This window comes from Burkholderia sp. LMG 13014 (genome assembly GCF_905232215.1).
Taxonomy (GTDB): domain Bacteria; phylum Pseudomonadota; class Gammaproteobacteria; order Burkholderiales; family Burkholderiaceae; genus Burkholderia.
The window spans coordinates 1-6,883 of record NZ_CAJNKE010000317.1; the positions used below are offsets into that span (position 1 = coordinate 1).

Genomic DNA, 6,883 nt, shown 5'->3' on the forward strand with positions numbered 1-6,883 from the left:
CCAATCCCTATGGACTCGATGCGTTGTGGCGCGGCGGCGACTTCGTCGCGCGTTTCGTGCTGATCCTGCTGGTCGTGATGTCGATGGGCAGCTGGTACATCATGGTGACCAAGTTCTTCGAGCAGTATCGTGCGAACCGACGCGCGAAACGGGCGGACGCGCAGCTGTGGGCCGCGCCGTCACTCGCGGAGGGCGTGCAGCAGCTCGACCCGTCGTCGCCGTTCCGCTTCATTGCCGAGACGGCGATCGAGGCCGGCGAGCATCACGACGAGGTGCTGCTCGAAGCGGTCGACCGCAATACGTGGATCGACACGTCGGTCGAGCGGGCGGTGACCAACGTGTCGAACCGCCTGCAGGATGGTCTCGCGTTTCTCGGCACGGTGGGGTCGACCGCGCCTTTCGTGGGCCTGTTCGGCACGGTGTGGGGCATCTACCATGCGCTGACCGCGATCGGCGTCGCGGGCCAGGCGTCGATCGACAAGGTCGCGGGGCCGGTGGGGGAGGCGCTCATCATGACGGCGATCGGTCTCGCGGTGGCCGTACCCGCGGTGCTCGGCTACAACTTCCTGGTGCGTCGTAACAAGGCGGTGATGGAGCGGGTACGCGCATTCGGCGCGCAGCTCCACGTCGTGGTGCTGGCTAGCGGAAAACGGCCCCAGCGCGACGGCGCGCGCGTGCCGTCGCTGGTCGACTGAGCGGGGTCGGCCATGGGCATCAGTGTCCGTCAGGACGATGACGACGAGGTCATCGCACAGATCAACACGACGCCGCTCGTCGACGTGATGTTGGTATTGCTCATCATTTTTCTGATCACGATTCCGGTGGTGACGCACACGATTCCGGTGGATCTGCCGAAGGAGACCGTGCAGCCGTTGCAGAGCAAGCCCGCGAGTATCGAAATCGCGGTCGATCGGCGCGGCGCGTTCTTCTGGAACGCGGTGCCGGTCGATGCGCCTACGTTGCTCGCGCGCCTGAAAGGCGTGGCGGGGCAATCGCCGCAGCCGGACGTGCACGTGCGCGGCGATGAAAGCACGCGTTATGAATTCGTCGGGCGCGTGATCGTGGCGTGCGAACGGGCGGGCATCGAGAAGGTGTCGTTCATCACGGAGCCGCCCGCGCGCGGCAGCTAGGAGACAGTCATGGGCATGAACGTTTCGTCGGGCACCGAGCCGGACGTGATGGTGGACATCAACACGACGCCGCTGATCGACGTGATGCTGGTCCTGCTGATCATGTTGATCATCACCATTCCGATCCAGATGCATGCGGTCAAGATGAATCTGCCGGTGGGCGACGCGCCACCGGCCACGCAGCCGGAGATCGTGCAGATCGACGTGGCCGCCGACGGTGCGGCGTCGTGGAACGGCGCACGGCTGCCCGATCGCGCGACGCTCGAAGCGAAGCTCGCGCAGGTCGCGGCCGAACCGGTGCAGGCCGAGATCAGGCTTCGGCCGGACCGGCAGGCGCCGTATCGCGACGTCGCCGCCGTGCTGGCGTCCGCGCAGCGCGTGGGCGCGACGAAGATCGGTTTGATGGGTAACGAGCAGTATATGCAGTAGGCGCGCAGCCCGATCGGGGTGGCGTGCGCGTGAAGACTGATGCGATCGCGTTGGGGGCGGGAGAGACGTTGGCGAAGGAAGGTGCTCGCGGTGCACGACTTTCTCGTCCGCCACGCGGTGTTTCGCGCAATCGAGGTGTTCGAGAGCGGGTACGGCCGGAGGCGAGGTCGCGACTGCGTCAATTTCCCGCTGGAGCAAGTCCTGCGGAATCTATCGAGAGTCCAGCGAACGGGAGTGTGCAACAGAATACTGCGGAAGGGATGGCGCGTTGCCGGCCCGTGCTTTACGGGCTGGAGCGCATCATTTGGTGCCGACGGCGAGACTCGAACTCGCACAGCTTTCGCCACTACCCCCTCAAGATAGCGTGTCTACCAATTTCACCACGTCGGCACTGCAAGGGGCGCAATTCTAGCGCGACGTTGCGCGTTTGTGAAGGGGGTATGACACGATCGACGGTTGCGCGCAGGTGATACCGGTAGAATTCGGGCGATCGACCCGACGATCGTCGCAACCGCCACCCGATTTCTCCGCGTGACAGACACCCTCGAACAACTGCAGGCCGGGCAACTCGCCGGCGCACGGCAACTCAAGCTCGCATGCGGGTTGACGGAATTCCCGCGCGCGATCTTCGATCTCGCCGATACGCTCGAAGTGCTCGATTTGACCGGCAATGCGCTGTCCGCGCTGCCGGACGACCTGCCGCGGCTGCGCCGCCTGCGCATCCTGTTCGCGTCCGGTAACCGCTTCACCGCGTTCCCCGGCGTGCTGGGCGCGTGCGAGCAGCTCGACATGATCGGCTTCAAGGCGAACCGGATTCAAACGGTGCCGCGCGGATCGCTGCCGCGCGCGCTGCGCTGGCTGATCCTTACCGACAACGCACTCGACGCATTGCCCGCCGACATCGGCGATTGCTCGCGGCTGCAGAAGCTGATGCTCGCGGGTAACCGATTGCGCGCGCTGCCGGCGGAAATGGCCGCGTGCCGCGCGCTCGAACTGGTGCGGCTGTCGGCGAACCGGCTGGACGAACTGCCCGACTGGCTGCTGCGCCTGCCGCGCCTCGCGTGGCTCGCCACCGCAGGCAACCCGTTCGGTGCCGCGCCGGAAGCCGCGGCGTCGGCCGGGCCCGAGGTCGTGGATATCGACTGGGCGTCGCTGGCCTGCGAGCAGAAGCTGGGCGAGGGCGCGTCGGGCGTCATTTACCGCGCGCAGTGGCGCGTGGACGGGCATCCGCCACGGGCGGTCGCGGTCAAGCTGTTCAAGGGCGCGGTGACGAGCGATGGCCTGCCCGATTGCGAAATGGCCGCGTGCCTGCACGCCGGCCGCCACCCGAACATGATCCCGGTGATCGGCAAGGTGAGCGGGCATCCCGACGGCACGCACGGCCTCGTGATGGAACTGGTCGATCCCGCGCTCACGAACCTCGCCGGGCCGCCGAGCTTCGCGTCGTGCACGCGCGACGTGTATGCGGCCGACGCGAGATTCGAGCCGGCGGCAGCGATGCGGATCGCGCACGGCATCGCGTCGGTGGCGGGCCATCTGCACGCACGCGGCATCATGCATGGCGACCTGTACGCGCACAACATCCTGCACGATGGCGAAGGTGGCGCGCTGCTCGGGGATTTCGGCGCAGCGTCGCTCTACGATGCGAACGATCGCACGCGCGGCGCAGGGTTCGAACGGCTCGAGGTGCGGGCGTTCGGTCATCTGCTCGGCGAGTTGCTCGAGCGATGCGAGCCGCGCACGTGGGCCGGCAGGAACGCGCTCGATGCGCTCGCGGTGGCCTGCCTGAACGAAGACATCGATGCGCGGCCGTCGTTCGGCGAGATCGCGGCCGAGCTGGCCGCGCACGCACGCTGACCGGCGCGCGGCTCCTTACGCCTGCCGCGCAGTCAGCAGCTTGATCCCGAGCGCGACGAACAGCAGCCCGCTGGCACGCTTGAGCGCACGCACCGCGCGGCTCATGCCGAAGCCGCGATGGAACCGGCGCACGCCGGCCGAATAGACGCTGTGAACGACCACGACGGTGCATGCGATCGTCGCGTACATCACGACGAACTGCAGCGCGAGCGGGCGGTCGTGCACGATGAACTGCGGCATGAACGCCGACAGGAAGATCATCGTCTTCGGATTGCTGCCCGAGACGAACAGCGCTTCGCGGAACAGTTTCCTGCGGTCGGGCACGGCGATCTCCGCCGCCCCGGTCGAAGCGGCGGCCTTGCGGTCGCCGCGCAGTTGCCGGACACCGAGGAATATCAGATACGCGGCGCCGACCACCTTCATTGCGACGAACAGCGGCGGCATCGCGGCCAGCACCGCGCCGACGCCAAGCGCGACGAGCAGCACGACCACGCCCTGCGCGACGAGGTTGCCCGCGATCGTCGCGGCCGTGCCGTGCGTGCCGTAGCGCACCGTGTTGCGGATGACGAGCAGCACGTTGGGCCCCGGCGACAGCGTCGTGGCGAGATAGGCTGCGGCAAACAGCATCCAGGTCTGAAGGGACATGCGGCGCTCCGAGAGGCGGTTCCGGCGGTCGGGATGAAGCGATGATGCCACGCCAATAATTGACGCAGGCTTGCGCCGGAACCGTGCCGTCGCGTGTGTCAGTTTGCGTCGCGCATGCAGTACGCCGGAATCGACGGTGGTGTATCGATCGCGGCGGGTCGCGTCATCCACGCGATCCACCCGGCCCACATCCCGCAGACGATCAGCACGGCGACGTTCAGCGGCGTCCGGTAGCGGACGATCAGGTCGGCCAGCGGCAGGCGGTGTTTCATGTGCGTCTCCTTCGATCGGGGGAGGATGGCGTTACTGGCCGGCGTAAGCCGGTGCCTTCGCGTCGCAGGTCACGGACACCGTCGAGCCGTCCGCGAAATGCAGCCGGAACGGCACTTTCGCGCCGGGCGCGACGGCCTGGCGCGGTTGCTCCAGCATCACGTGATAGCTCTTCGGCTTGAAGGTCACCGTGCCGTGCGCGGGGACTTCGACGGCGTCGACGTGAACCATCTTCGCGGTGCTGCCGTTCGTCTGCGTCTCATGCAGCATCGCCATCCCGTACGCGGGCGTGTCGAGGCCCGTCAGCGTCACGGGGGCGTCGCCGTCGTTCTTCAGCGTGAAGTAGCCGGACGACGGCACGGTCGCCGGCATCGCGCGGATCCAGCAGTTTTCAGCCTGCACGGCCGGCGCGGCGAACGTGGCGGGGGTTTGCAGCGCCAGCAGCGCGAACAGCAGGGCGGTCGGAATCGAGCGTTTCATGGTTGGTTCTCCTTATGGGTGGGTGCGGCGGATGCAGCGGGTAGGGACAGCGACGCGACCGGCGCGGCACGCCGATACGCATCGCGAACCTCATTTCAGCGTGAATGCGTAGTGACCTTGCGTGCGATGGCCGTCACTGGCCACCGCGATCCACGCGACCTTGTACGTGCCGGCGGTCAGGCTGGCCAGTGCGACGTGCATGCGCTTCCGGTTGCCGGCGTCGACGGACGATTTCCCGTCGACGACCGACTGCCCGTGGCTATCGGTGACGGCGATCGAGCTGAAAGCGGGCTCGAGCGCTTCGCTGAAGCCGATCGTGACCGCGTGCGGTGCGGTCGACAGCGTGGCGTCGGGGGCCGGCTCCTGCGTCTTCGGGAGCGCGTGGGCGTGGGCGGCCTGGGTGACGACGAAGCCGAGTGCGGCGAGCGCGCCGCGAACGAAAGTAGTGGTGTTCATGGTCGAATGTGCGAGTGGTGAATCGGATGGCGCAACACGGATTCGACGGACGGATGCACGCGCACCCTCGCGGCAGCACCGATGGCGGCCGATGCCGGCGCGAACATGCGCGGCCGGACGTTCGCCCGCGAGCGAATGTCGGCGCGACAGTCCGGGCCGGAAGCAGCCAGCCGCACGCACGGCACGATGCCGCGCGCAACACGGTGAGACATGATCGTCCTTCGAAACGTGACACGTCACGCGCGCGGGTGGCGCGCGCGAACCACGCGATGCGTTATGGCATCACGGGCGTTGACGACGAATCAGGACGGGAACGGAGGGGCGCGCGGTTGCGCGGCCGTGAGCGGCAGCGCGCGGCGCAGGCTTTCGAAGCGGGTCGCTTCGCGGTGCTGAATGACGTGCACGTTGGCCGCGAACGTCAGTTCGGGCGCGGGCAGTGCAGGTGTATGGGCAAGCAGGCTGCAATAGCCGCATGCCTGGAGGTGGGCCGTCAGGCTCTTCTGCGCCGAATCGGCGGCGTGCTCGCCGGTGGCCGGCGCGGCCGTGCAGTAGCCGGCCAGCAGCGTATCGACGCGCTGCTGCGTCGTCAGTGCCTGCGAGATCGTCGGCGCGAGCGCCGTCATCAGGATGGCGAGCATCCCGATCAGACTGCCGATCTTTCGGAGGCGACGACTCAGCATGCGATGCGCGGCGACGGTTGGACGACGATGGAGCGGATTATGCCACGCACGTCGATTCGCATGTCGACACGGACATGCGGCGTGGCGGCGCGCTACGCGTGCTTCGCCAGGTATTTCGTGATCAGCGTCATCTGCGCGGCCCAGCCGTGATCGTTCATCTCGCGCGCCTTCGCGCGGCGCGCTTCGATCAACTGGTCGAAGCCCGTTTCGGTGACCGTGAGCAGCGTGCCGCCGGCCTGTGCGGCGAGCGCGAACGTGACGAGCGTCATCGGCTCGGACGTGTAGTCAAAATTCGGGTCGATCGCGAACGGATGCCAGCGAAACGAGAACAGGTGCTTCGGCTCGACGCGATCGACGACGATTTCGAACACGGTGCCCGCATAGGGCTCTTGTGCCTTGGCGACGTCGTCGTCGACGCGGGTCGGCGTGATGCGGCCGAACAGCGGCTGGCCGGCCGCGAACGGTCCGTCGAACGTGACGCCGAACCACTGGCCGAATTCGCCGGAGTTGCTGACGGCTTCCCACACGCGGTCGGGCGATGCATTGAGCAGGGCCTGCTTTTCGATGCGATCGGTTTGCTGGGTCATGACGTTCTCCACACAGGATCAACCTTGGCTGGACGGCACGCGCGAGCGCGCGCCGCGTCTAGTCGAGCATGACCGCGTCGGGCACGTCGAGCACGAGGTCCGACGTCGCGACAGCCACGCACGGCAGCGTATAGCCGTCGGCTTTTTCCTCGCGGCTCAGCCCCGGCCATTCGATCGTGTAGCGTACGCTGCCGCTGACGATCCGGCAAAGGCAACTGCGGCACGTGCCGTTGCGGCACGAACGCGGCAGCGACACGTGCGCGAACGCGGCGGCTTCGAGCAGCGTCAGCGAATCGGGCGCGTCGAAGGTCGCGCCGAGCGGCTCGATGCGCACGAGGGGAGGGTGTTC

The 6,883-nt window shown here is 67.4% G+C and carries 11 protein-coding genes and 1 tRNA gene; 4 read left to right on the forward strand and 8 right to left on the reverse strand.

The features are described from left to right. The 3 genes from JYJ84_RS24455 to JYJ84_RS24465 form a co-directional block, all read left to right on the forward strand. The coding region (locus JYJ84_RS24455) for a MotA/TolQ/ExbB proton channel family protein (protein ID WP_205189559.1) at positions 1–695 on the forward strand (695 nt) is incomplete at its 5' end. Between the two features lie 12 nt (positions 696–707). Continuing rightward, complete coding sequence (locus tag JYJ84_RS24460; RefSeq protein WP_122947760.1) at positions 708–1,130, forward strand: biopolymer transporter ExbD; 423 nt, start codon at positions 708–710, stop codon at positions 1,128–1,130. A 9-nt stretch (positions 1,131–1,139) separates the two neighbouring features. After that, positions 1,140–1,559: a biopolymer transporter ExbD gene (locus JYJ84_RS24465; protein ID WP_122947759.1), complete on the forward strand. Its 420-nt coding sequence runs from the start codon at positions 1,140–1,142 to the stop codon at positions 1,557–1,559. Positions 1,560–1,864: 305 nt separating this feature from the next. On the opposite strand, the gene JYJ84_RS24470 is transcribed toward JYJ84_RS24465, so the two are convergent. Continuing rightward, positions 1,865–1,949 (reverse strand) — tRNA-Leu (locus tag JYJ84_RS24470). 141 nt (positions 1,950–2,090) lie between these two features. Between JYJ84_RS24470 and JYJ84_RS24475 the strand changes: the two genes are divergently transcribed. Beyond that, on the forward strand, positions 2,091–3,416 hold the full coding sequence (locus JYJ84_RS24475) for a leucine-rich repeat-containing protein kinase family protein (protein WP_175220018.1): 1,326 nt from the start codon (positions 2,091–2,093) through the stop codon (positions 3,414–3,416). A gap of 15 nt (positions 3,417–3,431) precedes the next feature. On the opposite strand, the gene JYJ84_RS24480 is transcribed toward JYJ84_RS24475, so the two are convergent. The 7 genes from JYJ84_RS24480 to JYJ84_RS24510 all read right to left on the reverse strand — a co-directional run. Next, positions 3,432–4,061, reverse strand: coding sequence for a LysE family translocator (locus tag JYJ84_RS24480; RefSeq protein WP_175220020.1), 630 nt, complete (start codon positions 4,059–4,061; stop codon positions 3,432–3,434). A 98-nt stretch (positions 4,062–4,159) separates the two neighbouring features. Further along, a complete protein-coding gene (locus JYJ84_RS24485; protein ID WP_164462703.1) occupies positions 4,160–4,333 on the reverse strand; it encodes a hypothetical protein in 174 nt (57 codons plus the stop codon). 31 nt (positions 4,334–4,364) lie between these two features. Beyond that, complete coding sequence (locus JYJ84_RS24490) at positions 4,365–4,811, reverse strand: copper chaperone PCu(A)C (protein WP_122947757.1); 447 nt, start codon at positions 4,809–4,811, stop codon at positions 4,365–4,367. 90 nt (positions 4,812–4,901) lie between these two features. Beyond that, complete coding sequence (copC, locus tag JYJ84_RS24495; protein WP_175220022.1) at positions 4,902–5,267, reverse strand: copper homeostasis periplasmic binding protein CopC; 366 nt, start codon at positions 5,265–5,267, stop codon at positions 4,902–4,904. A gap of 302 nt (positions 5,268–5,569) precedes the next feature. Next, a complete protein-coding gene (locus JYJ84_RS24500) occupies positions 5,570–5,947 on the reverse strand; it encodes a DUF2946 domain-containing protein (RefSeq protein ID WP_175220024.1) in 378 nt (125 codons plus the stop codon). Positions 5,948–6,039: 92 nt separating this feature from the next. Beyond that, on the reverse strand, positions 6,040–6,534 hold the full coding sequence (locus tag JYJ84_RS24505) for an SRPBCC family protein (RefSeq protein WP_122947753.1): 495 nt from the start codon (positions 6,532–6,534) through the stop codon (positions 6,040–6,042). Between the two features lie 58 nt (positions 6,535–6,592). Next, the coding region (locus JYJ84_RS24510; protein ID WP_240201898.1) for a 2Fe-2S iron-sulfur cluster-binding protein at positions 6,593–6,883 on the reverse strand (291 nt) is incomplete at its 5' end.